The organism is Oceanobacillus luteolus (assembly GCF_042678205.1).
Lineage (GTDB): Bacteria > Bacillota > Bacilli > Bacillales > Amphibacillaceae > Oceanobacillus > Oceanobacillus luteolus.
Genome location: NZ_JBHUDE010000009.1, coordinates 93,895 through 117,829 on the forward strand (window position 1 = coordinate 93,895; position 23,935 = coordinate 117,829).

At 39.9% G+C, this 23,935-nt stretch carries 27 protein-coding genes and 1 pseudogene; 26 read left to right on the top strand and 2 right to left on the bottom strand.

What is annotated here, in order from left to right; translation table 11 throughout:
- The first annotated feature begins 110 nt into the window (after positions 1 to 110).
- The 10 genes and pseudogenes from ACFSBH_RS02985 to rsmI all read left to right on the top strand — a co-directional run bounded on the left by ACFSBH_RS02985 (position 111) and on the right by rsmI (position 7,610).
- Positions 111 to 1,544, top strand: coding sequence for an aminotransferase class I/II-fold pyridoxal phosphate-dependent enzyme (locus ACFSBH_RS02985; protein ID WP_251512848.1), 1,434 nt, complete (start codon positions 111 to 113; stop codon positions 1,542 to 1,544).
- Positions 1,541 to 2,216, top strand: a pseudogene (tmk, locus tag ACFSBH_RS02990) (dTMP kinase). The gene ACFSBH_RS02985 and the pseudogene tmk overlap by 4 nt, the downstream one beginning before the upstream one ends.
- The gene (locus ACFSBH_RS02995; protein ID WP_251512843.1) at positions 2,185 to 2,514 is read left to right on the top strand and encodes a cyclic-di-AMP receptor; all 330 of its coding nucleotides are present in this window, start codon (positions 2,185 to 2,187) and stop codon (positions 2,512 to 2,514) included. Before tmk ends, ACFSBH_RS02995 begins: the two are co-directional and overlap by 32 nt.
- Before the next feature lie 36 nt (positions 2,515 to 2,550).
- Positions 2,551 to 2,985, top strand: a complete 435-nt coding sequence (locus ACFSBH_RS03000; protein WP_251512841.1) for a YaaR family protein — start codon at positions 2,551 to 2,553, stop codon at positions 2,983 to 2,985.
- 147 nt (positions 2,986 to 3,132) lie between these two features.
- Positions 3,133 to 4,122 carry a DNA polymerase III subunit delta' gene (gene holB, locus ACFSBH_RS03005; protein ID WP_379595983.1) on the top strand — a complete coding sequence of 330 codons (990 nt, stop codon included), beginning with the start codon at positions 3,133 to 3,135 and terminating at the stop codon, positions 4,120 to 4,122.
- 10 nt (positions 4,123 to 4,132) lie between these two features.
- On the top strand, positions 4,133 to 4,957 hold the full coding sequence (locus tag ACFSBH_RS03010) for a PSP1 domain-containing protein (protein ID WP_251512837.1): 825 nt from the start codon (positions 4,133 to 4,135) through the stop codon (positions 4,955 to 4,957).
- 204 nt (positions 4,958 to 5,161) lie between these two features.
- Complete coding sequence (gene yabA / locus ACFSBH_RS03015) at positions 5,162 to 5,515, top strand: DNA replication initiation control protein YabA (protein WP_251512835.1); 354 nt, start codon at positions 5,162 to 5,164, stop codon at positions 5,513 to 5,515.
- A gap of 217 nt (positions 5,516 to 5,732) precedes the next feature.
- On the top strand, positions 5,733 to 6,473 hold the full coding sequence (locus ACFSBH_RS03020; RefSeq protein ID WP_251512833.1) for a tRNA1(Val) (adenine(37)-N6)-methyltransferase: 741 nt from the start codon (positions 5,733 to 5,735) through the stop codon (positions 6,471 to 6,473).
- A complete protein-coding gene (locus tag ACFSBH_RS03025) occupies positions 6,466 to 6,738 on the top strand; it encodes a GIY-YIG nuclease family protein (protein ID WP_379595986.1) in 273 nt (90 codons plus the stop codon). The genes ACFSBH_RS03020 and ACFSBH_RS03025 overlap by 8 nt, the downstream gene beginning before the upstream one ends.
- Entirely contained in the window at positions 6,735 to 7,610 is an 876-nt protein-coding gene (gene rsmI / locus ACFSBH_RS03030) for a 16S rRNA (cytidine(1402)-2'-O)-methyltransferase (RefSeq protein WP_251512829.1), read from the top strand. The genes ACFSBH_RS03025 and rsmI overlap by 4 nt, the downstream gene beginning before the upstream one ends.
- A 64-nt stretch (positions 7,611 to 7,674) precedes the next feature.
- Here rsmI and ACFSBH_RS03035 read toward each other — a convergent pair whose 3' ends face one another.
- Entirely contained in the window at positions 7,675 to 7,956 is a 282-nt protein-coding gene (locus ACFSBH_RS03035; RefSeq protein WP_251512827.1) for an AbrB/MazE/SpoVT family DNA-binding domain-containing protein, read from the bottom strand.
- Between the two features lie 618 nt (positions 7,957 to 8,574).
- On the opposite strand from ACFSBH_RS03035, the gene metG reads away from it, so the two are divergent.
- The 5 genes from metG to rsmA all read left to right on the top strand — a co-directional run bounded on the left by metG (position 8,575) and on the right by rsmA (position 14,687).
- On the top strand, positions 8,575 to 10,581 hold the full coding sequence (gene metG, locus ACFSBH_RS03040) for a methionine--tRNA ligase (RefSeq protein ID WP_251512825.1): 2,007 nt from the start codon (positions 8,575 to 8,577) through the stop codon (positions 10,579 to 10,581).
- Between the two features lie 60 nt (positions 10,582 to 10,641).
- The gene (locus ACFSBH_RS03045) at positions 10,642 to 11,412 is read left to right on the top strand and encodes a TatD family hydrolase (protein ID WP_251512823.1); all 771 of its coding nucleotides are present in this window, start codon (positions 10,642 to 10,644) and stop codon (positions 11,410 to 11,412) included.
- 425 nt (positions 11,413 to 11,837) lie between these two features.
- Positions 11,838 to 13,064 (top strand): ubiquitin-like domain-containing protein, encoded by a 1,227-nt coding sequence (locus tag ACFSBH_RS03050; RefSeq protein ID WP_379595990.1) that lies wholly within the window; start codon positions 11,838 to 11,840, stop codon positions 13,062 to 13,064.
- 185 nt (positions 13,065 to 13,249) lie between these two features.
- Positions 13,250 to 13,819: a ribonuclease M5 gene (gene rnmV / locus ACFSBH_RS03055; RefSeq protein WP_379595992.1), complete on the top strand. Its 570-nt coding sequence runs from the start codon at positions 13,250 to 13,252 to the stop codon at positions 13,817 to 13,819.
- The gene (gene rsmA / locus ACFSBH_RS03060) at positions 13,809 to 14,687 is read left to right on the top strand and encodes a 16S rRNA (adenine(1518)-N(6)/adenine(1519)-N(6))-dimethyltransferase RsmA (RefSeq protein ID WP_379595994.1); all 879 of its coding nucleotides are present in this window, start codon (positions 13,809 to 13,811) and stop codon (positions 14,685 to 14,687) included. The genes rnmV and rsmA overlap by 11 nt, the downstream gene beginning before the upstream one ends.
- A 54-nt stretch (positions 14,688 to 14,741) precedes the next feature.
- Here rsmA and ACFSBH_RS03065 read toward each other — a convergent pair whose 3' ends face one another.
- On the bottom strand, positions 14,742 to 15,254 hold the full coding sequence (locus ACFSBH_RS03065) for a DUF3231 family protein (protein ID WP_251512814.1): 513 nt from the start codon (positions 15,252 to 15,254) through the stop codon (positions 14,742 to 14,744).
- 222 nt (positions 15,255 to 15,476) lie between these two features.
- On the opposite strand from ACFSBH_RS03065, the gene yabG reads away from it, so the two are divergent.
- The 11 genes from yabG to ACFSBH_RS03120 all read left to right on the top strand — a co-directional run bounded on the left by yabG (position 15,477) and on the right by ACFSBH_RS03120 (position 23,925).
- Positions 15,477 to 16,382 (top strand): sporulation peptidase YabG, encoded by a 906-nt coding sequence (gene yabG / locus ACFSBH_RS03070; protein ID WP_379595996.1) that lies wholly within the window; start codon positions 15,477 to 15,479, stop codon positions 16,380 to 16,382.
- A gap of 250 nt (positions 16,383 to 16,632) precedes the next feature.
- Positions 16,633 to 16,875, top strand: coding sequence for a biofilm formation stimulator Veg (gene veg / locus ACFSBH_RS03075; protein WP_251512810.1), 243 nt, complete (start codon positions 16,633 to 16,635; stop codon positions 16,873 to 16,875).
- A 229-nt stretch (positions 16,876 to 17,104) separates the two neighbouring features.
- The gene (locus ACFSBH_RS03080; RefSeq protein WP_251512808.1) at positions 17,105 to 17,284 is read left to right on the top strand and encodes a small, acid-soluble spore protein, alpha/beta type; all 180 of its coding nucleotides are present in this window, start codon (positions 17,105 to 17,107) and stop codon (positions 17,282 to 17,284) included.
- A 119-nt stretch (positions 17,285 to 17,403) separates the two neighbouring features.
- A complete protein-coding gene (gene ispE, locus ACFSBH_RS03085; protein ID WP_379595999.1) occupies positions 17,404 to 18,258 on the top strand; it encodes a 4-(cytidine 5'-diphospho)-2-C-methyl-D-erythritol kinase in 855 nt (284 codons plus the stop codon).
- Positions 18,259 to 18,324: 66 nt separating this feature from the next.
- The gene (gene purR / locus ACFSBH_RS03090; protein WP_379596001.1) at positions 18,325 to 19,134 is read left to right on the top strand and encodes a pur operon repressor; all 810 of its coding nucleotides are present in this window, start codon (positions 18,325 to 18,327) and stop codon (positions 19,132 to 19,134) included.
- A gap of 144 nt (positions 19,135 to 19,278) precedes the next feature.
- The gene (gene spoVG, locus ACFSBH_RS03095; RefSeq protein WP_251512802.1) at positions 19,279 to 19,569 is read left to right on the top strand and encodes a septation regulator SpoVG; all 291 of its coding nucleotides are present in this window, start codon (positions 19,279 to 19,281) and stop codon (positions 19,567 to 19,569) included.
- A gap of 172 nt (positions 19,570 to 19,741) precedes the next feature.
- Positions 19,742 to 21,127: a bifunctional UDP-N-acetylglucosamine diphosphorylase/glucosamine-1-phosphate N-acetyltransferase GlmU gene (gene glmU / locus ACFSBH_RS03100; RefSeq protein ID WP_379596003.1), complete on the top strand. Its 1,386-nt coding sequence runs from the start codon at positions 19,742 to 19,744 to the stop codon at positions 21,125 to 21,127.
- Positions 21,128 to 21,142: 15 nt separating this feature from the next.
- Positions 21,143 to 22,096: a ribose-phosphate diphosphokinase gene (locus ACFSBH_RS03105; protein ID WP_251512797.1), complete on the top strand. Its 954-nt coding sequence runs from the start codon at positions 21,143 to 21,145 to the stop codon at positions 22,094 to 22,096.
- Between the two features lie 172 nt (positions 22,097 to 22,268).
- Positions 22,269 to 22,889, top strand: coding sequence for a 50S ribosomal protein L25/general stress protein Ctc (locus ACFSBH_RS03110; protein ID WP_251512795.1), 621 nt, complete (start codon positions 22,269 to 22,271; stop codon positions 22,887 to 22,889).
- 171 nt (positions 22,890 to 23,060) lie between these two features.
- On the top strand, positions 23,061 to 23,624 hold the full coding sequence (gene pth, locus ACFSBH_RS03115) for an aminoacyl-tRNA hydrolase (RefSeq protein WP_379596006.1): 564 nt from the start codon (positions 23,061 to 23,063) through the stop codon (positions 23,622 to 23,624).
- A gap of 70 nt (positions 23,625 to 23,694) precedes the next feature.
- Entirely contained in the window at positions 23,695 to 23,925 is a 231-nt protein-coding gene (locus ACFSBH_RS03120; protein ID WP_251512790.1) for an anti-sigma-F factor Fin, read from the top strand.
- The last annotated feature ends 10 nt before the right edge of the window (positions 23,926 to 23,935 follow it).

The following is a 23,935-nucleotide window of genomic DNA, read 5'->3' on the forward strand; positions in this document are numbered from 1 at the left end:
TGCTCAAATTCACAAATATCCGCTGTATCAAGCCAGTTCCTCGCACCCCCAGCCCTGCTCACTCTATGATAAACTAAAGAATATAACCAAAAATCACGGAGGAGTCTCCAATGAACCAGAAAAACATCCCGATTTTACAAATGCTAGAAGAATTTTCCACTACCAAATCCATATCATTTCACGTTCCTGGCCATAAAAGTGGGGTTATCTTTCCGGAGCAGGCGAAGTCATATTATGAACATATTTTAAAACTGGATATGACCGAACTACCGGGCTTAGACGACCTTCACGCTCCCCATGGAGCAATTGCTGAAGCAGAAAAATTGGCGAGTGCGTTTTTCCAATCTGATCATACCTTCTTCCTTATCAATGGCAGCACGGTAGGAAATTTAGCGATGATTCTTGCTGCGTGTAAGCAAAATGATAAAGTGATTGTTCAGCGAAATAGTCATAAGTCGATTTTGAATGGGCTGGAACTTGCTGGTGTGAGACCGGTCTTTCTTGCACCGGAGTATGATGCCAAAGTGGAGAGATTCACCAGTCCAGCGATTAATACACTTGAAAAAGCACTAGATGAACATCCGGATGCTAAAGCTGTCATCCTTACTTATCCCGACTATTTTGGTCGTACTTATGATATCAAAACGATGATTGAGCTCGCTCATGACCGGAATATTCCCGTTCTTGTAGATGAGGCCCATGGAGTGCATTTCGCTTTAGGGGAACCATTTCCAAAGTCTGCCCTCGAGCTTGGCGCGGATGTCGTCGTCCATTCGGCTCATAAGACGGCTCCGGCAATGACGATGGCTTCTTATCTACATATAAAATCGAAGCTGATCACAAAGGAAAGTCTGGCATATCGATTGCAGATGCTGCAATCGAGCAGCCCGTCATATCCATTAATGGCTTCTTTAGATATTGCAAGATATTATCTCGCCATGCTGAATCAGGAGAGGATCCAACAAATCTTAGAAGACATCGACAAAATAAAAGCATTATTTCGGGAGGCAGTCAGTCACTGGGACATCATTCCATCTGACGATCCGTTAAAATTAACGATTCAGCTTAAAGATGGGTATACTGCAAAAGAGGCTGCGAGGTTGTTTGAGGAACAAGGAATTTATCCGGAACTGACTACAGACAGGCAAATACTTTTTATTTTTGGTTTAGGCCCTTTCAGTGAATGGGCACGTCTGAAAAAAGTCCTGAAATACGTGATGGAAGCATTAAAAAACAATGGAAATCATGCTACAATAGAAGTGGTAAACTATTTTACCAGTACGATTCAAGAATTAGCCTTAACTTACCGGGAAATGGAAGGATTGAAACAAAAGCTTATCCCTTTTGAAAAAGCAATAGGTGAAATTGCAGCAGAGCCGGTGATTCCGTATCCACCGGGGATTCCTCTAATTTCAAAAGGAGAAATCGTTACACTGGAGCACTATACAGCAATCAACCAGCTTATCGAGCAAGGGGTGAGAATCCAGCAACGGGAAGAAGGCATACGTATATTTATGAGCAACCTGAAGGAGAAGCAGACGTGAGTGGATATTTTATTACATTTGAAGGTGTGGAGGGTGCGGGAAAGACATCCGTACTTCAAGCATTAACCAATACTTTGACAGAAATGGGTTACGAGGTCCTTACAACGAGAGAACCAGGTGGCATTGATATTGCTGAGCAAATCCGGAACATCATTCTTGACCCGGTCAATACGAAAATGGAGGAGCGTACGGAAGCACTCCTTTATGCTGCAGCCCGCAGACAACATCTTGTGGAAAAAGTTCTCCCAGCATTACAGCAAGGAAAAATCGTTCTTTGCGATCGTTTTATTGACTCTAGCCTTGCTTACCAAGGGCATGCACGGGGTCTTGGAATCGAAGAGGTTTATGAAATCAATCAATTTGCCATCAAAGATATCATGCCAAACTTAACTCTTTTATTTGATATTGATCCAAAAAAGGGATTAGAGCGAATTGCGGCGAATAAAGATAGAGAAAGAAACCGGTTAGATTTGGAGAGACTGGACTTTCATCAGAGAGTTTATGAAGGCTATAACATTCTTCATGATCGATTTCCAAACCGAATTCAAAAAATCAATGCCGACCAAGCTCTTGCAGCTGTGGAAAAAAGTGCATTGGATTGTATTTTAGCTTACTTTAAAAAACAAGGGGGAGCTGGCAAATGAAATTAATTATGGCGGTTATTCAGGATAAGGATTCCAACAGACTTGTTAATGCACTAGGTGATGAGGATTTCAAAACAACAAAACTTGCATCTACTGGTGGATTTCTAAAAGAAGGAAATACAACCTTGATGATTGGTTGTAACGATGACCAAGTAGACTTAGCTCTAAAGGTAATTAGAGATAACTGTTCGCAGCGTGAACAGATGGTTGCACCGATTTCGCCAATGGGTGGCAGTGCAGACTCTTATATTCCGAAGCCAGTTAAAGTAGAAGTTGGCGGTGCAACTGTATTTATTCTGCCAATTGAACAATTTGTCCAGTTTTAAAAAGGAAAAAGTGAACTTGGAAGGAGCGGAGCATGAATGAAAATCAGCCAAGAATTTAAATCTCAGACAGAAGTTAAGGTAACAAGAACTGCACCAGCTGAAACCCAATCCTTCCAAAAACTCGTACAGTCTGAGTCTCTAAAGGTAAAACAACAAGAGCTTGAAGAATTGGTTAAAAATATTGCAAGTCAAGGTGAAAAACTTGCACATTATCGCACATTACGTGAGCTTACAAAGTTCAAACGATTGATTAAAGGTTTTTTAGAAGAAACTGTATCAAACAGTTATCAATTAAAACAAGGCCATTCCATCGGTTTTGATGGAAGTAGCCGTAAACTTACGATTTTAAAGAAAATCGACGAGAAGTTATTGGAATTAACGGAAGATGTTATGAATCAGGAAAAGAAGACAGTGGACATACTTGGTCACATCGGTGAAATCAAAGGTCTGCTGATTAACATATATACGTAACAACAAATTGCACACGCTCATTTAGCAGCAGATGGACTGTGAATGACGGGAAGTTTGGCGTGTTTCTCGCGTCGAACTTCCAGGTCTTTTCAAATAAGTTTCATGGCTGCCTGAGCGTTAGTGTTGGACGAAAAGGGACGGATACTCATGAACACTTGGTCTAAAATTGCAGAAATACAGCCACTTGCAACGACTATTCTCACCAACAGTTTGGAAAAAGGCCGAATTTCTCATGCGTACCTCCTGCAAGGTGAACGAGGCACGGGAAAAGAACGGATCGCCCTTGTAATGGCAATGAGTCTTTTTTGTGAAAACAAGCAAGGAATAGAACCGTGCAACACATGTAATAATTGCAAACGTATCCTATCTGGCAACCATCCGGACGTCCATTGGATCGAGCCAGAGGGTTTATCTATATCAAAAGAGCAAGTGAGGCACCTGCAAAAGGAATTCGCGTTTTCAGGTATGGAGTCCAATCAGAAGGTTTATGTTATTAAACATGCTGATAGGATGACGGTAAACGCGGCAAACAGCCTCCTTAAATTTTTAGAGGAACCAAGTAAACAGACGACTGCGATGATGCTCACTGAAAATAGTGGGTCGATTCTTCCAACGATTCGCTCTCGTTGTCAGGTGATAGACTTAAAACCACTTAATCCCCTCCAGTTCCAAAAGCAGTTGATCAGTGAAGGGATGAAAGAACAGGATGCACTCCTGATGAGTGCGCTTACGAATAATTTAGATGATGCGTTCCAGCTCTCTGAAGACGAATGGTTTGTGGAAGCGAGAACGCTAGTGTTACAATTAATAGAAATGCTAACCACAAGGCCTGAGAATATCTATCTCTATCTCCATAGTAAGTGGCTTACGCATTTTAAAGAGAGAAAAGATCACGAACGGGGGCTTGATCTGCTGCTCCTATCTTTACGTGATGTTCTTTACTACCATATTGGTAATGAGGGGAAGATGACCGTTTTCAAACCAAATGATACATTACTAGAGAAGACCTCGATGAGATTTTCGCAAAACCATTTATCGAAACTACTCGATTTAATTATCCAGGCCAAACGGAAACTCTCGCAAAATGTACAGCCTACATTAGTAATGGAGCAGCTTGTACTGCAAATGAAGAGGTGAAAAAATTAGAATGATAGAAGTTATAGGTGTCCGCTTTAAAAAAGCGGGTAAAATATATTATTTTGACCCGGGGGAAGAAGATATCACACTTGATAGTTATGTGATCGTAGAAACAATTCGTGGTATTGAGTTCGGGAAAGTTGTCATTGCCAGTAAGAAGGTCGATGAAGAAGATGTTGTACTTCCTTTGAAGAAGGTTATCCGTGTAGCGACGGAAGAAGATAAACGAACTGTCGTTGAGAATAAGCGACAAGCAAAAGAAGCATTGGAAGCTTGTTCCGTAAAGGTGAAAGAACATGACTTGGAAATGAATCTAGTCGATGTTGAATATACATTTGATAGAAATAAAATTATTTTTTACTTTACAGCAGATGGTCGGATTGATTTCCGAAATCTTGTTAAAGATCTTGCAGCTATGTTCAAGACAAGAATTGAGTTACGCCAAATTGGTGTACGCGATGAAGCAAAAATGCTGGGTGGTATTGGACCGTGCGGTAGAATGCTTTGTTGTTCAACGTTTTTAGGGGACTTTGAGCCGGTCTCCATTAAAATGGCGAAAGATCAAAATCTCTCTCTCAATCCAGCAAAAATCTCAGGATTATGTGGAAGATTAATGTGTTGCTTAAAGTATGAAAATGACCATTATGAAGAAGCTAAACGGGAGATGCCAGACTTTGGTGAATCCGTTAAGACTCCACATGGAAAAGGAAAAGTCGTTGGACTAAACATATTGGAAAAACTCGTGCAAATTGAATTAACAGAACATGAACGCACGATTGAATATACATTAGATGAAATGATTGAAGAAGGAATCTTAGCGCAGACCACAAAATAAGATGACGCTGCATTCAATGGGTTATTTAAGGCGCTGAACGTGCTAATGGACTTACTTTAATAGATACTCACGTTAATCGGCTTCTATCCTCATTGAATGTCAGTCGAACGAGTCAGGAATTTGCGGGCTGCATTCCATTCTCCAATTTTGTTATAAAAATGGAAGGTTTCAGCCGGTTAATGCGTGATAAAGAGGTGAGTGGGCGTGAATAACAGAGAAATATTTGACCAAGTTGCCGATATGGAAAAGCAAATTGGTGAGTTGTATGAACGACTTGGCGAATTGAAGGGAAAACTAAGTAGTGTCCTTGAAGAAAATCATCGCCTGCAAGTTGAAAATCATAATTTGCGCAATCATTTGGAGCAAACGAATCAGGAAAAAGAAAAACAAGCGAAAGAGAGTGGCGAGGAAACGAAGGAATATCTCCCGGGAGAAGGACGTGACAACCTCGCAAGGCTTTATGATGAAGGATTCCATATCTGTAACTTAGAATTTGGAAGTCCACGACAGAATGAAGATTGTATTTTTTGTTTGGATTTCTTTGCAAAGAGAAAATAATGCTTTAAACTTGAACTGTCCTATTCTTAAAGTAGGGCAGTTTTCTTCAATGTATAGGAAAATCAACCGAATTACAGGTTGTTTATTAATAGTCTACAGAAGCTTCATATATTCTCGTAAGACTATGTGTGACTTAATCCGAAGTACACTACGGCGCTCTCCTGAAAGGTCACTCAGTCTTTGTAAAATTTAATATTGGAATAGAAAGGACACCATCATGGTAAAACTATACGACGATGAACGGCTCGACTATTTATTGGCCGATGAATCAATGAAAATAATACAGAGCCCGAGCAGTTTTGCATTTTCACTGGATGCTGTGCTGCTCTCTCATTTTGCACATATTCCAATCAAGCGTGGGTCAATACTTGATCTATGTACGGGGAATGCAGTGGTTCCTTTGTTGTTATCAAGACGTACACAAGCGAAAATTACCGGTGTGGAGATACAAGAACGTATTTTCAGCATGGCGGAAAGAAGTATTGAAGTGAACGAGCTTGAGGATCAAATCTCAGTCCTTCTTGGTGACCTGAAGGAAATGCAACCGGTGCTGGGCCACAGTACGTTTGATGTTGTAACTTGTAATCCCCCGTACTTCCGCTCACCGAAGTCGACGGAGCATAATGACAATGATTATTTGACGATTGCACGTCATGAGGTATATTGTACACTGGAAGATGTAGTGAAAGCGTGCAAGCTGCATGTCCGCCCAGGCGGTAAAGTTGCAATGGTTCATCGCCCAGGGAGGCTGGTGGATATCATTGATTTATTCCGGAAATACAAATTGGAGCCTAAACGTATCCAGTTTGTTTATCCAAAGCGAGGTAAAGAAGCGAATATGCTTTTATTCGAGGGAATCCGTGATGGGAAACCCGATATAAAAATCCTCCCCCCGCTCTACATTTACAATGATGACGGGACGTATACAGAGGAAGCTAGGAGTATCATTTATGGATGAAGTACATCTCGTATATATATTGAAATGTAAGGATGATACACTCTATACAGGTTATACAAACAACCTGCCTCATCGATTAAAAATGCATGAAATGGGGAAAGGTGCCAAATATACGCGTGGCCGGGGTCCTTTTAAAGTCGCTTACACGGAGGAATTTCCAACAAAGGAAGAGGCTATGCGGCGTGAATATCAAATTAAACAGCTCTCCCGTCCGGAAAAGGAGAAATTAATCGAGAGCAATGGAAAGAAGTGCTTGCTGACATGATGATCCAAAAAAGTTTTGATAATGAAGCAGAAGGTGCAATATTTCTTGTACCAACCCCAATCGGCAATTTGGAGGATATTACATATCGTGCGTTAAATACATTGAAAACAGCAAATGTTATAGCGGCAGAGGATACGAGGAATACGAAAAAACTCCTTAATTATTTCGAAATAAACACACCGCTAACAAGCTATCACGAGCATTCTAATTTAGGGAAAATAGAAGATCTAATCCGCCAAGCGGAAGAGGGGGCGAAGATTGCTGTTGTCAGTGATGCGGGTATGCCGGCTATTTCTGACCCAGGTTCTGGTTTAGTGGAAGAAGCGTTGAAGCGAAATGTCAAAGTGATTGTCTTGCCTGGAGCAAATGCTGCACTCGCCGCTCTCGTAGGTTCTGGTATGTCTACCAATGAATTTTATTTTTATGGATTTTTACCACGTAAGAAGAAAGAAAAAATAGAAGCACTTACAGATTTAAAAAAAATATCTGCAACACTGCTTTTTTATGAATCACCATTTCGTGTGAAAGATACACTTGAGAATATTCGAGACACCCTAGGGAATAGAAAAGTAGCATTAGCACGGGAGCTCACAAAACGTTTCGAGGAATATATTCGCGGAACGGTGGATGACTTATTGGCCTGGGTTAAGACAAATGAACTGAAAGGTGAATTTGTTATTGTTGTGGAAGGAGCAGAAGCAGGAGCAGAAGATGCTGAAGATAACTGGTGGTCTAATCTTGGTGTAAAGGAACATGTGGACCACTATATCGAAACAGAAGGGATTTCGAGTAAAGAAGCAATTAAACAGGTAGCGAAGGATCGAGGGGTTCCAAAGCGGACGGTTTATCAAACTTACCATATTGAAGAATAGGGATACACAAAAATAAAACTGGGTAGGATATTTCACCCAGTTTATTCTATTTTATCTTTAATATTTATTCAGCAACAAGACGGGATTCGATTTCTTTAACTAATGCTGCTGCGCCTTCCTTACTTAGAATCAGTTTACCCCCTGCTAAAAGCAAGTTATCATCTGAGACTTCACCAGTAATTTGGCAACTCATCCGAGATTCATACTTTTTCAAAATAATTTTGTCGTCATCCACGTAGATTTCAATTGGATCTTTCTCATGGATGTCCAGTGTACGTCTCAGCTCAATAGGGATGACCACCCTTCCAAGCTCATCGACCTTGCGAACAATGCCAGTAGATTTCATATTTTATCCTCCCCAATAAATGTCGGAATCGTTTCACTGTTGATAGAAAACGCTTCCTTTTCTTTTTTTATCTTTATCTTTACCAAAATAAGTTGCAGTGGATTTTTTAATCTCTCTTTTCTGCAACTACTGATAAAAATAAATGATACAAAAGAGCTAATAGTAAAATCTTTCTAAGCAATAGAATACCAACACCTGAAAATAATGTCAATTTTATTTCCAAAAATATACACTAGTCAGATAATTCGCCTGTTAAATTATTATATAAAATGGATAATGAATGTTAAGAATCTGTATAAATTTTTAGTCATTATCAATAAAGAATTAATCAATTAGCGACATAATAACATAATTTAATATTTGAATATATAATGTATCTAATACAGATGTAGCCATTAAATACAGTTAAATCAACACTTTATATAATTGACACAATATCCAATTAACGACATTTTATCCCTTTTATTGAAGAAATGTTTATAATGCATTTGAAAAATCCCTAAAGCGTCAAATATAAGAAGATACATCGGTTTTGCTAAAACATTATTTGGCAAATTCTTATATAATCGATACAATAGATTTTATAAGTTAATGATACTAGAATGAGGAGGTTCACTTATGGGTAACTCAAAAAATACCTTTTATATAACAACCCCAATTTATTATCCAAGTGGGAAACTACATATCGGTAATGCTTATTCCACTATTGCTTGTGACGTAATGGCTAGGTATAAACGGATGACCGGATACGATGTGTTCTATCTGACGGGCAGTGATGAACATGGACAGAAGATTGAACAGAAGGCAAAGGAATTAAATGTTTCTCCTAAAGAATATGTTGATGACATGGCCGAAGGAATGCAGAAGCTTTGGAAGCTGTTGGATATTAGTAACGACAAGTTCATTCGTACAACCGATCCGATGCATAAAAAAGTGGTGCAGGATATCTTTGAACGCTTCCTTGAACAGGGTGATATCTACCTTGATGAATATGAGGGCTGGTATTCGATTCCTGATGAAACCTTCTACACAGAAACTCAGCTGGTAGATGTTGAATATGATGAGGATGGAAATGTAGTCGGAGGTAAGTCTCCGGATAGCGGCCATCCATGTGAACTTATCAAGGAAGAATCCTATTTCTTTAGAATGAGTAAATATGCAGATCGACTATTAGAATACTATGAAACACATCCGGAATTCATTCAGCCGGAATCCAGAAAAAATGAAATGATTAATAATTTTATTAAACCAGGTTTGGAAGATTTGGCTGTATCTCGTACGGTATTTTCTTGGGGTATTCCGGTTCCGAGCAATCCTAAGCATGTTGTGTACGTGTGGATTGACGCATTGGCGAACTATATTACAGCCCTCGGATATGGTACGGAAGACGATAGTAAGTTTAAAAAATACTGGCCTGCAGATGTTCATATGGTTGGTAAGGAAATTGTCCGCTTCCATACGATATACTGGCCAATTATGCTTATGGCCCTTGATATACCTTTACCGAAGAAAGTATTCGGTCACGGCTGGTTATTAATGAAGGATGGAAAAATGTCCAAATCAAAAGGAAATGTTGTCTATCCTGAGATGCTTGTCGAGCGTTATGGACTCGATGCTCTTCGCTACTACCTCATGCGTGAAGTTGCCTTTGGAAGTGATGGTGTATTTACGCCGGAAGATTTTGTATCACGTGTCAACTATGATTTGGCGAATGACCTGGGTAATTTGCTTAACCGTACGGTAGCTATGATTAATAAGTATTTCGATGGTCACGTACCTAATTATCAGGGGGTAGTAACGGAGTTTGATGAAGACCTGAAGCAAACAGCTGCTGATGTAATTGAGGATTATCAAGAAGAAATGGAGAAAATGCAGTTCAGTGGTGCCTTGTCGCATGTATGGCGTCTAATCTCACGTGCCAATAAATATATTGACGAAACAGAGCCGTGGAAACTTGCGAAAGAAGAGGACAAGCGAGACGAGTTAGCAAGTGTCATGATTCATCTTGCTGAAAGCTTACGAATTTCCGCTACTCTGCTGCAGCCGTTCCTCACCAATGCACCAAAGAGAATCTTTGAACAACTTGGCCTGGATGTAGAAACGGAAGGAAGTTGGGAGCGTGCACAATTCGGCAATTTCCCAGAGGGTGCAACGGTCATCAAAAAAGGTACTCCGATCTTCCCGCGTCTTGATGCTGAGGAAGAAGCTGATTATATCCGTGCTCAAATGGCTGGAGGATCTGCAAAGGAAGAAGAGTGGAATCCGGAAGAAACTGAACTTATTTCTGCAAAAGAGAAACAAATTAAAATTGACCAGTTTGATCGGGTAGAGCTTAAAGTTGCAGAAGTTATTGAATGCTCAAAAGTGGAAGGTGCGGATAAATTACTTAAATTCCGCCTTGATGCTGGAGATAAAGCACATCGTCAGATTCTTTCTGGGATTGCTGAGCATTATCCAAACCCGGAAGAATTAGTCGGCAAAAAAGTGGTCATTGTTGCTAATCTGAAACCGCGTAAAATGCGTGGAGAAGTGAGTCAAGGAATGATCCTCTCCGCAGAAGCCGATGGCAAGCTGACGGTGATTGAAGCACCGCTAGGAGTACCAAATGGTTCACTGATTTCATAATTGTTATATACCCTGCTACGTTCAGCAGGGTTTTCTTTTTAAAGATAGGAGGTAGGGAAGTTGTTATTTGATACACATGTACATTTAAATGCTTGGCAATTTAAAGAAGATAGGGAAGAGACGATTCAGCGTGCGTTTGACACAGGTGTTAAATACATGGTTGTTGTAGGTTTTGACCACGAAACAATCCCACTTGCGATAGAAATTGCAGAAAGGTACGAAACGATTTATGCTGCAGTCGGTTGGCATCCCGTTGATGCGATTGATATGACAGATAAAGAACTGGCCTGGATAGAAGAATTATCCGAGCATCCCAAAGTTGTCGCCATTGGAGAAATGGGATTGGACTACCACTGGGATAAATCTCCGAAAGATGTACAAGCTAATGTATTCCGTAAACAAATCCGGCTTGCAAAGAAACTGGATATGCCGATTATTATCCATAATCGGGAGGCTACAGAAGATATTATCCAAATTCTCGAAGAAGAGGAAGCGCATATGGTTGGCGGGATTATGCATTGTTACAATGACTCGGTAAAATATGTCCAGCGAGTTCTCGATATGAATTTTTATATATCTCTCGGTGGGCCGGTGACATTCAAAAATGCCCCCCTTCCAAAAGAGGTGGCCAAAGAAGTTCCGTTAGAGCGTTTACTGATTGAAACCGATGCACCATACCTCGCGCCGCATCCAAAGCGTGGGAAGCGGAATGAACCTGCTTATGTAAAACTTGTTGCAGAACAAATTGCCGAACTGCGAGGTATCCCCTTAGAGGAAGTGGAAAGGCAGACAACGGAAAATGCATTTCAGATTTTTAATATTAAAGCATAAAGCGAAGTGGGCGAACTAGAGCTTTTTCTCTAATGAGCCCTCTTTTTATTTGATGAGATTAAAAATGGATGTATGTCGCTAAATATGCCATTAAATAAGATAAATCAGCTTATTATCTTAAGTTTCCTCATTGGAGAAAACCATTTGGGAAAACTATGTCGAATTCCCTATAATATTGCAATATATAAGCAATAATTGTCTTATTAGCAGAAAAACCTAAACTCCTTGAAGCTTTATATTAAGCCTAATCGATAATTGATAGAATATTACGCAAAACTTGTAACCCTTGTGGTTCAAGGTGTTGGTAGCTTTGAAATATAAATCCAATCGAAGTGTAATAGAAATGTAACTTGATTGTAAACGGAATGGCTTTGACTTCACATACAATCAATTACTATAATCGATTCGAACAAGGAGGCAGGAGCATGAAATTAATTCATAAGCTAATGCTAGGATCCAAAACGAAAATGGTTCTTTCTGGATTTGGTGTCTTAGCTCTCGTATTATTTACGAGTTTGATAGTAGTCGAAGCTTTTAAAGCAGAAGTTACTATCATAGACAACGGAGAAGAACAAATCGTAAATACCCACAAGAAGACGGTGGGAGAACTATTTTCAGAAATGGGAATTGCAGTTGGTGCCTATGATGAGTTATCTCATGATCAAGAAACACCAATTGAAGATGGAATGACAATCGATTATAAGACAGCAAAGCAGGTTACCGTTGACATCGATGGAAACCCTGAAACTTACTATACAACAGAAGAAACAGTACAGAGTTTCTTCGAGGAGAATGATTTATCTTTTTCTGAACATGACGAAATTTCCCATTCCACTGCTGAAGCGTTATTTGATGGCTTGGAGATTATTGTAAAGCAGGCGTTCAACGTTGCAGTAAATGATGGTGGGAAAGAGCTTGAGGTATATACAACTGGTGGAACCGTGGATGAGCTCCTGCAAGCTAATGGCATTGAGTTGAATGGAGAAGATCGAATCAAACCAGCATTAGATAAAGCTGTAACAAAGGATACAGAGGTTAATATTGTCCGTGTTACATCTGAAACGAAAGAAATCGCCGAAGATATTGAATTTAAGACAGAAAAACAAGAAGATGATACCCTTCTGAAAGGGAAAGAACAAGTGATCACTCAGGGAGAGAATGGTGAAGTGGTCAGAAGGTATAAAATCACAAAGGAAAATGGTGAAGAAGTCTCCCGTGAGCTGATTGAGGAAGAAGTCATAAAGGAAAGTAAAAACCGTGTTGTTGCAGTTGGTACGAAGGAACCTATGCAGCAAACGGCATCGACAAAATCTGGTGGAAAGCTTGTTACATTATCAAGCAAATCCTCAGAATCTAGTGGTGGTAAGTCGATGACTGTTACAGCAAGTGCTTTCACCGCCGATTGTAATGGGTGTTCTGGAGTAACATCAACGGGAATTGATTTGAAATCAAATCCAAATCAAAAAGTGATAGCAGTAGATTCCAGTGTCATTCCACTTGGGACTAGAGTGTGGGTGGAAGGCTATGGTGAAGCGGTAGCTGGAGACACTGGCGGAGCAATACGTGGTAATCGCATTGATGTACATGTTCCAACTAAAGATGCAGCGAATGATTGGGGAGTCCGTACGGTAACGATTAAAATTCTTGACTAATAGAATACTTAGGCAATATGCTCTTCTCGTGTTAAAATCAGGGGAAGAGCTTTTATTTTTGTGCAGTGCGGGAAAATATTATTACTACTCTTTAAAGCTGTTCGTGGAATAGCCGCAGGTGCTGAGCATATGTCGCGAATTTAGCCTGCGAGGGTGCTTACGCTTTTGTGGTAGGAGGAAAGAACTTGAAGATTAAAGAAATTATCGTCGTTGAAGGAAAAGACGACACGGCAAAAATTAATCAGGCGATTGAAGCAGATACAATTGAAACAAATGGATCTGCAATCAATAAGGAAATTATCAATCGGATACGTCATGCTAAAGAAAAGCGTGGAGTAATTATTTTTACAGACCCTGATTATCCTGGTGAACGTATCCGGCATATCGTAGATCAAGCGGTTCCTGGCTGCAAACATGCTTTCCTTACCCAAAATGAGGCTAGAGCAAAGAATCCCCATAACAATAGCTTAGGTATCGAACATGCTAGTCCAGAAGCGATACGTCAAGCTCTCAGTAAGGTATATGAACTGACGGAACAGCAACAAGGTGATATTACAAAAAGTGACTTGATCAAGTATCGTTTAATTGGTGTGAATGAGGCTCATGAACGAAGACGTAGGCTTGGTGAATATTTACAAATCGGACATACTAATGGTAAACAACTACTGAAACGACTGAATCAGTTTCAGATAACGAAAGAAGAGTTTGAAGCGGCGGTGCAAGCCATCCAACAGGAGGATGAAGATGTCAACTAAATTTATCGCAACCCCATCCAGGACGAAAGAAATCTTAAAAAAATATAGTTTTGCATTTAAAAAGAGTCTTGGGCAAAATTTTATTATTGATCCAAATATTTTAGAGAATATATTAAAGCATGCAGGTGTAGATAAGTCTGCTGGTGTCATTGAAATTGGACCAGGAATAGGTGCTTTGACTGAACAATTGGCTATCCATGCAGATAAGGTTGTTGCTTTCGAAATAGACCAGCGCTTGCTCCCGATATTACAGGATACGTTGCAGAATTATTCCAATATTGAAGTACTCCATCAAGATATATTAAAAGCTGATGTGCACCAAGTGATCAAAGAACAATTTGAAGAAAATCAGCCGATTCATATCGTGGCTAATTTGCCTTACTACATTACTACCCCAATCTTGATGAAACTGCTTCGCGATCGGTTGCCGCTGGAGAGTATTACGGTTATGATCCAAAAAGAAGTAGCTGAACGTATGGCTGCTAAACCGAATACAAAAAGTTATGGTTCATTAACTATTGCCATTCAATACTATACGAATGCCAAAGTTGTGATGAATGTGCCTAAGACGGTATTTAATCCGCAGCCGAACGTTGAATCCAGCATACTTAAACTTGAATTACGGGATGAACCGGCTGTTCTTGTGAAAGATGAGGATTTCTTTTTTGGTGTGATGAAAGCGAGTTTCGCACAGAGAAGGAAGACGTTAAGAAATAATTTAGCAAATCATTTGCAAGAGATGGATAAGGAAACATTGCAAAAAGTGTTGGACCGTGTGGAGATTGACGGTGGTCGCAGAGGCGAATCTCTAACGATCGAGGAGTTTGCAAGGTTAGCGGACGGGCTATATGAGGAAATAAATGGATAAACGAAAAACGGCAGTACGCTTTTAGCGTACTGCCGTTTTTCGATTTAACATATGTTAATGATCTTCTAACCGATAATTATGAAGTGGTGGTGGTACAATCCAACCTTTCTCCTTCATCATACGTAAGAGTTTACCGCCAAAGGATGCTTTTTGCATGTGGAATTGACCGAACATCATAGCAATATCTTCACGAATAGATTCTCCCATGATGGTGCTGCACGCCACTAAACCAGCTGAATTCTGTGCTCCGAGCATTGTTGCCATTTCCTGATCTGCAAATCTTGCTCCAACAGGAATATCCTCTGCGTGGGCGTGTGGCCTTTCTGGAGGCGTTGGAGGCAGTCCTACGCCGTTTACCTTTAAAAGAGCTTCAATCTGCTTAATTTCCTCCTGGCTGCAACGAATGGCTTCCTCTAACATCTTCTTAAGATCTTCATCTCCTGCGTGATTATATTGCGTTTGATTGGCGGCGACTGTACCTTTAGCTGTCATTAAATACGACCATATTCCAAATACCTCACCATAATGCAGCGGTTGTTCTTTTGGATTCCCACTAAATATCCCCATATTAAACCTCCTAAGTATATTCATGCCAACAAGCACTAGCCATAGTGTGTTCCGTTCAATTATTTTCATACATTACGGAGTCACCGCTTTTAAAAAGACTGGGAAATTGGTTCAGAACCAACCGATATGGTGAGGCAGGTTAGATATATTTTGGGTATAAGCACAAATTCAATCCTTTTGACATAGCCTATAGAAGTAATCCTGGGCGATTGAGGTGTGTAGATGGATATAAAAATTGGAGATATCGTTACAAGGAAGTCATATAACCATGATATTGTATTTCGAGTCTCAAATGTAGATAAACAGATTGTACAGCTCCTTGGAGTCGAATTACGTCTTGAAGCGGATGCTCCGCTCGATGATTTAACCATTGCAGTTCGAACAGACTTGGAAAAAATACAAAAGAAGTCAAAGGAAAAAGAAGAGTTTTCATATCGGTTGTTCCGTCAAGATTATCAGTTGATGCGAGAGAAAAAGACGCACCAGATCAGTGGTGGATACAAACGGAATTTATCTTATTTTCAACTGCCTGCGAAGGTGTTGCATTTAGATGGTGACCTAATATATTTAAGAAAATGTATCAGCCTATATCAGCGCATAGGCTTACATGTCCATGGAGTGCATTTGTCGGAAAAAGAAATGCCACAGGCCGTTGGTCCGCTTATTGAAAGAATCCAACCTGATATCATTGTCATTACAGGTCATGACTCCTATTCTAAAAACAAAGGGGAAAAGAAAGATTTACGTGCTTATCGTAATTCCAAATACTTTGTGGAAACGGTCCGAGAAGCAAGAAGGGTCAATCCACATCTAGATCAATTAGTCATTTTTGCTGGTGCTTGTCAATCTCATTTTGAGTCAATGATTCGAGCTGGGGCTAACTTTGCCAGCTCTCCTTATCGGATTAATATCCACGCTCTAGATCCAGTTTATATTGCTGCAAAAATAGCTTATACACCGTTTATGGAGAGTGTTAATGTCTCCGATGCCGTCCGGAATACACTAACAGGTGAGAAGGGCATGGGAGGAATTGAGACCCGCGGTCTTTTGCGGACAGGACTACCGTTCATTGAAGAGGCAGAAGAGCATACAGATCAACCTGATGATGAAAATATCAAGGAATTTTGACGATTTAGGGACTGGGTAAGCCTTGTCCCGTTACATAGTATTTATATATTTAGTCCATACTATAGTATGAAAGTAGGATACAGAATAAATATTGTCAAATCATACATAAAAAGTTAACAACTAGAAATAATACGTGTAATAGCCAAAATATTATTGTTGACAGGTAAATTGGTATGCTGTTATAATATTTAGTTTCATTTGACTACCGAACAAGCCTGTGTTATAATAAATTACAGTGAGGTGGAGTCTATTGGCGAAAACATTGAACGAAATTAAGCAAGGTCTTGATTGCCGAATTGGAAGGCGTTTGAAATTGAAAGCAAACGGCGGCAGAAAGAAAACAATTGTTAGATCCGGTGTTTTGGCGGAAACTTATCCTTCTGTGTTCATCGTTGAGCTCGATCAAGACGAAAATGCATTCGAACGTGTTTCTTATAGCTATGCAGACGTACTTACAGAGACTGTTGAACTTAAATTTTTAGATCAGAAATAGAGAAATATACATGAAGGCAGTAGATTACCTACTGCTTTATTTTTTGGTGTTTCTATTTGTTATTTACATAAATATCGTGCCTAGATATAAAACTTATCGGTTAAAACAGGCGCTTTCGCTTTTGTGCTAAACTTTCCCTTTGTTCCCGTAAGCTTCCGGGAGTTGCTGATGCACAATCGGTTAAACTAAGGGTGTCGTAAATGCCATAACAAAAAGGAGCTGTTTTTTCATGGGAAGGCGTAGAGGAGTTATGTCAGACCAGTTGAAAGAAGAAATTGCCAAAGAGTTAGGATTTTACGACACGGTGAAACAAGAAGGCTGGGGCGGGATTAAGGCCAGAGACGCCGGTAATATGGTGAAGCGAGCCATTCAAATGGCGGAGGAAAGTATCGGAAAAGACAAACCATAGGTGGTTTGTCTTTTTTTCTTTATAGATATACTAGCTATTGGGTGATTACCATAGAAGTCGCCACTATTTATCGATTATGGTACAATTTGTTTAACTTTTTATTTAAGCAGGTGAAGATCATGACAATCATAGAGAAAGCACCAGCAAAAATAAACCTATCCCTTGATGTATTGCGTAAACGGGAAACGGATGAATATCATGATGTGGAAATGGTTATGACAACAATTGATTTAGCAGATCGCCTGGAATTCACCTCTCTTGATGACGATCGGATTGAAATCTCATTAGAAAGCCGTTACGTACCAAACGATGAACGGAATTTGGCATATAAAGCAGCGAAAGTATTTAAAGATAAATTTGGTATTAAAAAAGGCGTTCACATTAAAATTGATAAACACATTCCAGTCTCTGCAGGTTTAGGGGGAGGAAGTACGAATGCTGCGGCTGTTGTGCGTGGTCTTAACCGCTTATGGAATCTAGACTTGGAGCTTTCTGAGCTTGCTCCTGTTGCAGCGAAATGTGGTTCAGATGCCACTTTTAGTCTTTACGGGGAGACGGCAATTGCTAAAGGATACGGAGAGATCATTGAAAAATTACCTTCTCCACCACCGTGTTGGGTCGTTCTGGCAAAACCAAATATTGGTGTTTCCACTCGAACGATCTTTCAGCATGTGAATGTGGATGAATTGGTCCATCCGGATAACGACGCCCTTATTGAAGCGCTTTATAACAGGGATTTCTCAGGGATATGCAAGCATATCGAAAACTCTTTAGAATCGATTACGATGGGATTGCATCCAGAAGTGAAACGAATCAAAGATTCTATGAAGAATTTAGGGGCTCCTGGTGTACTGATGAGTGGAACAGGCCCTACAGTTTATGGTTTAGTCCAGCAACATCAGAAAGCAAAGCGGATTTATAATGGGATGCGGGGATTTTGTGATGAAGTTTATTTAGTCCGTCTTTTAGGATAATTATTGCCTAAATACGGATGAAAATGGTATATTTAGATAAAAATATACGGGTTTTGAGGTGTAGAAATGAAAAGAAGTAACCGTTTGATCGTGTTAACCCAATATTTTCTAGAAAATCCCCATACACATACCCAATTACCTTATTTTGTGGATTTATGTAATACAACCAAATCTTCCATCAGTGAAGATCTAGATATTATACATGATGTATTTGAACAGCAAGGTATAGGATATCTCCATCGGACGACAGGAGCTAGTGGGGGAGTACGATTCATTCCTAAAAACACAGAGGGAAAAAATGAGAAATTCATTCAAGGCCTTTGTGAAATATTGAAGGATCCTGATCGTATTTTACCGGGTGGATATTTATATATGAGTGATTTGCTAGGCGACCCGAAGACAGTCCGGGAAATTGGCCGTATCTTTGCTTCCAGTTTTGCTTCTCTAGAGATTGATGCCATTGTCACCGTAGCGACGAAAGGAATTCCCCTTGCTTATGCAGTAGCTTCATTTTTGAATGTCCCCGTCGTCATTGCCAGAAGAGATCCGCAAGTGACTGAAGGTTCTTCAGTAAGTATTAATTATGTTTCAGGTTCCTCCAGAAAGATTCAAACGATGGTGCTTGCAAAACGCAGCCTTAAAGAAGGGTCTAAGGTTTGTATCATCGATGATTTCATGAAAGCAGGCGGAACGATAACTGGTATTATGAATTTGCTTGCTGAGTTTGATGCAGAGGTAAAAGCGATTGGTGTATTTGCGGAAGCTGACGATGAAGAAGAAGAAAGAAAGGTTACCAACTATACATCGCTTATTAAAATTTCACATGTTGATCCTGAAGAAAAGAAAATGGAGATCATTCCGGGGAATTATAGATAATAATTCCCCTAAAATAGTTGCCTTTTCCCTTTTTTGAAAGTTTTTTTAACCAAAAAGAAACTTTTTTAAAATAAAAGCAGGAATTTTAAGACTTTTGTTGAACTATAGAAATAGAGTTCAAATGGGAAAAGGTGGTGAAACATCGTGGAAGTTACTGACGTAAGATTGCGCCGCGTAAATACTGAGGGCAGAATGAGAGCGATCGCATCTATTACTTTGGACCAGGAATTTGTAGTCCATGATATCCGTGTAATTGATGGGAATAATGGGCTTTTTGTAGCGATGCCGTCCAAACGTACACCGGATGGAGAATTTAGAGATATTGCCCATCCAATCAATTCTAATACGAGAAATAAAATTCAGGACGCAGTACTTGAGGCGTACCGACAATCAGGAGAAAGTGAAGTCGAATTCGAAGAAGCAGGCGCTTCCTAAAATCGGCCATAAATAAACAGGGGGGGACTAATCTTACATAGGTTAGCCTCTTTTTTGTCCTCCTTTCCTTTCCATAAAAAAACACTTGCATATTCCCGCAATCCCTTGAAATCCTTATACGTTTACGATATATTTTAAAGTGGACAATTAGAAGAATATTGGAGGTTTCTTTATGACGAAACGCTATGCTGTCATTCTTGCTGCAGGGCAAGGTACTCGGATGAAATCAAAGCTTTATAAAGTGCTGCACCCTGTAGTCGGAAAACCAATGGTTCAGCATGTTATAGATCATTTGAATGCCGTTAACTTAGATAAAACGATTACTGTTGTCGGCTTTGGTGCTGAGAAAGTAAAAGAAGAGATTGGAGCACAAACGGAATTTGTGATTCAAGAAGAACAATTGGGTACAGCCCATGCCGTTCTACAAGCGAAGGATTTACTGAAAGATGCCGAAGGGACAACTATTGTTGCTTGTGGGGATACACCACTCATTACAGGAGAAACCTTCCGTAAATTAGTTGAACACCATGAACAATCAGGGGCAAGTGCAACAATTCTAACAGCTGATACTCCTGACCCTGCTGGATACGGGAGGGTTATTCGGAATGCGGAACAGCAAGTAGAGCGGATTGTCGAACATAAAGATGCAAGCGAAGAAGAGCTACTCGTCAATGAAATAAATACAGGTACATATTGTTTTAATAATGCACATCTGTTTGAAGCACTTCAAAAAGTATCTAATGACAACGTCCAAGGTGAATATTATTTACCGGATGTCATTGAAATTATGAAAGATGATAACAAGCTTGTTACAGCTTACTTGACTTCTGACTTTGAAGAGACACTCGGGGTAAATAATCGGGTTGCGCTTTCAGAAGCAGAACGTATTATGAAGAAACGGATCAACGAAAAGCATATGCGTAATGGCGTTTCCATTCTTGATCCTGAACAGACATATATCGGTCCGGATGTCGTTATCGAACAAGATGTGACGATTCACCCGGGAACTACAATCCAAGGAAAAACAACAATTGAATCAGACGCTGTGGTTGGACCGAATAGTGAACTTATTAACGCGCATATCGGTCAAAATACGGTCGTCAAACAGAGTGTGGTACATGATAGTAAAATTGGAAGTGAAACGTCAGTTGGCCCATTTGCACATATCCGCCCAGATTCAATAGTAGGAAATCACACAAAAGTCGGCAACTTTGTTGAACTTAAAAAAGCTACCCTCGGTGATGAAAGTAAAGTTTCCCATTTAAGCTATATAGGTGACGCAGAAATCGGGAAAAATGTAAATGTAGGCTGTGGTACGATAACAGTTAATTATGATGGACAGAATAAACATTTAACCAAAATAGCAGACAATGCATTCGTAGGTTGCAACTCGAACTTGATTGCACCGGTTACCATCGGTGAAGGGGCATATGTTGCTGCAGGTTCTACCATTAATAAAGATGTGCCTGACAATGCATTATCCATCGCCAGAGCAAGACAGACGAATAAAGAGAATTATGCAGAGCGACTCAAGGGAAACAAAGGAAAAAAAGATTAACGGAGGGTTATTTTAATGGCATCGAAATATGAGGACGGATCGCTAAAGTTATTTACACTTAATTCAAATCCTAAATTGGCACAAGAAATCGCAGATCATATCGGGATCTCCTTAGGAAAATGTACTGTATCAAGGTTTAGTGACGGTGAGGTACAGATTAATATTGAAGAAAGTATACGTGGAAGTGAAGTATACGTGTTGCAATCCACTTCTGCACCGGTCAATGACCACGTAATGGAATTACTAATTATGATTGACGCTTTGAAGCGTGCATCCGCTAAATCAATCAATATTGTTATGCCTTATTACGGTTATGCAAGACAGGATAGAAAAGCACGTTCAAGAGAGCCGATCGCAGCGAAATTGGTTGCTGACTTGCTAGAAACAGCAGGAGCTACCAGGGTCATTACACTTGATCTACACGCGCCACAAATTCAAGGGTTCTTCAATGTACCAATCGATCACCTACAAGGGGTACCAATCCTCTCTGATTACTTCGAAGAGAAGAATCTCCAAGATGTTATTGTTGTATCTCCTGATCATGGTGGGGTAACGCGTGCAAGAAAACTTGCCGATCGTTTAAAAACACCTATTGGTATCATTGATAAGCGAAGACCAAAACCAAATGTCGCAGAAATTATGAATATTATCGGGAATGTAGAAGGCAAGACTGCCATTCTAATTGATGATATCATCGATACTGGTGGAACGATTACGCTCGCAGCAGACGCTTTAATTGAAAATGGAGCTACAGAAGTGTATGCTTGTTGTACACACCCAGTATTATCAGGACCAGCTATTGAACGGATTTCAAAATCCCAAATCAAGGAGTTGGTTGTGACGAATAGTATTCCACTCCCAGAAGAAAAACGAGTGGATAAAATCAGTGTATTATCCGTTGCTCCATTGATTGGAGAGGCGATTGTCCGCGTTCATGAAGAACAATCCGTAAGTATATTGTTTGATTAAATTTCGGAGGTTTTGCAGTAAGGTATATATCTATGGTTGTTTTTCCATGATTACTAGATAGTACAAAACGTTTTTTTAGCTCGACTTAAGATACATGTGTAAGATTCAGCTACCAAAGGTTAGTAAGCATACGTTGGTGTGGTTAATAGTAAATTTTTGGAGGATGATGAAGATGGCAGTAAAACTTAAGGCAGTTAAGAGAGATGATTTAAGTAAATCAGTAACGAAACAACTTCGAAACGAGGGACAAGTCCCAGCAGTTGTTTACGGAAAGGATAAACAGCCGAAAACGGTGGCGGTTGATAGTGTTGAACTACTAAAAACTGTACGTGATGAAGGAAGAAACGCAATCATCACACTGGAAATCGAAAATGACACGAAGGCAGATGTTATGCTTCATGAATATCAAATGGATGCGATTAAAAATTCATTAATCCATGCAGATTTTTATGTGGTTGATATGAGTGAGGAAATGGAAGTTTCCGTACCTGTCCGTGTTGAAGGGGAAGCTGTAGGCGTTAAAGATGGTGGTGTGTTACAGCTTGCACAGTACGAATTGTTAATTAAAGTGAAGCCTGCTGATATTCCGGAGGAAATTGAAGTCGATGTGACAGAATTGGCAATCGGTGATGTGATCTCCGTTGCAGATCTGCCAAAATCCGATAAATTCGAATATGTCGATGAGCCGGATACTACAGTTGTTACAATTGTAGCGCCTTCTTCAGGAGAGCCTGCGGAAGTTGATGAAGATGCAGAGCCTGAACTTGTTGATGGTGAAAAAGAGAACGAATAATTACCAAGAGTTGCATATATACTAGAGAACAACCCTCCTATCAAGAACATATCAGATGTTGTGTTAGGAGGGCTTGTTTAGTCTTTTTTTATCCCGAAAACGTGACTCGATAGAATTTAGAAAATTCAGTTACGCGAAAAGCCGACAAAATAGTAAATGAGGAAGTATAACATGAAATTAATAGTTGGGTTAGGCAACCCGGGAAGAAAATATCATAAAACCAGACATAATATTGGGTTTTTGGTGATTGACGAACTGCTTGCACGTCATGATTTAAAATTGGATAAAAGTAAATTCAACGGAGATTATGCCATGGAAATGGTTCATGGGGAGAAGGTTATCTTTTTGCAACCGCAAACCTTCATGAATTTATCAGGAAATGCTGTTCGCCCGTTAATGGACTATTATGGTGTCGATTCGGAGGATCTTCTTGTAATTTATGATGATCTTGATTTGCCGACTGGGAAGATTAGACTTCGGGCTAAAGGTGGGCATGGAGGACATAATGGAATGCGCTCCCTCATTGAACATCTCGGTTCAAAAGAGTTTAATCGGGTCAGATTTGGAGTTGGCAGACCGACAAATGCGATGCCTATCGTCGATTATGTGCTCGCTAATTTTGCGAAATCAGAGCAAGATGTAATCCAAGATAGTATTGGAAAAGCAGCTGATGCTTGTGAAGAATGGATAAAGGGCAAAAGTTTCCTTGAAGTGATGAATGATTACAACAGTTAAGTGAACGCTCACGTATAAACGATGCTGAATCGGATAAACTTTATTTATAGACTCTGAGGAGGCGATATACGTGGCGATTATCTATCAATGCAGACATTGTAAGGAAGAGATTGGCAGACTAGAGGAACAAGTACTGGATGCCGCCCTACTCGGTATTGATCAACTTACAGCAAAGGAAAAACAAGAAATGTTGAAGTATCAAGAAGACGGTAATATAAAAATTTTTGCGATTTGTGATGCATGTGAGGATACCCTGCAAGAACATCCGCATTATCATGAACTCGATTATTTTATACATTAGGCTATACAGC